The following is a 688-nucleotide window of genomic DNA, read 5'->3' as shown; positions in this document are numbered from 1 at the left end:
GGCCATGAGAGCGAACTGGCCTTCTGCTAGCGGGCGATGACCATCGTGGCGGGCGGCGCGGCGTGGAACGACACGTCCTCGAAGCCTGCCTTGATCAGCCAGTCGCGGTAGTCGGAGCGCCGCCAGGTGCCGCCCTCGTTGCTCTTGAGCAGCATCTCCAGGGCGAAGAGCAGCGGGAACGCCGGGGCGCCGCGGTCTTCGTCGACGACGTAGTCGGCGACCACCAGGGCGCCGCCGGGCTTGAGAGCCTTGCGGAGCCGGGTGAAGACCTCGATGTTGCTGTGGGCGTTCTCCTGGTGGGCGATGTGGGAGTAGACGGCGATGTCGTACAGCCCGGTGCCGAAGTCGGTGGTGTGGAAGTCACCGTCGAGGGTGGTGAAGCGGTCACCGACGCCCTGCTCCCCCACCAGCCGGCGGGCGATCACGTTGATCGGCTCCCAGTCGAGCTGGACCGCGCGGGCGGCCGGGTTGGCCTTCAGCCAGATCGAGGAGTAGATGCCCGAGCCGCCGCCCACGTCGAGGATCGAGATCTCACCGGCGTCCGCGATGCCGAGCGCGTCGACACCGGCGTCCGCGGCGGGAACCGACACCGCGGGGATGGCCCGGACGATGCCCTCCCCGTGCGGGTTGTCGGCCACCTCGGTCTCGCCGCCGGCCCGCGGCCCCCCCATGCGGACGACCCCCGGGG

The 688-nt window shown here is 71.1% G+C and carries 1 protein-coding gene; it reads right to left on the bottom strand.

What is annotated here, in order from left to right; translation table 11 throughout:
* Positions 1 to 26 precede the first annotated feature (26 nt).
* The coding region (locus TN53_RS41550) for a methyltransferase (protein WP_046264080.1) at positions 27 to 688 on the bottom strand (662 nt) is incomplete at its 5' end.

The sequence above is a fragment of the Streptomyces sp. WM6386 genome (genome assembly GCF_000972385.1).
In the GTDB taxonomy this organism is placed as follows: Bacteria; Actinomycetota; Actinomycetes; order Streptomycetales; family Streptomycetaceae; genus Streptomyces.
Note: the sequence above shows the minus strand (reverse complement) of the source record. Positions and strands in the feature narration are given on the sequence as shown.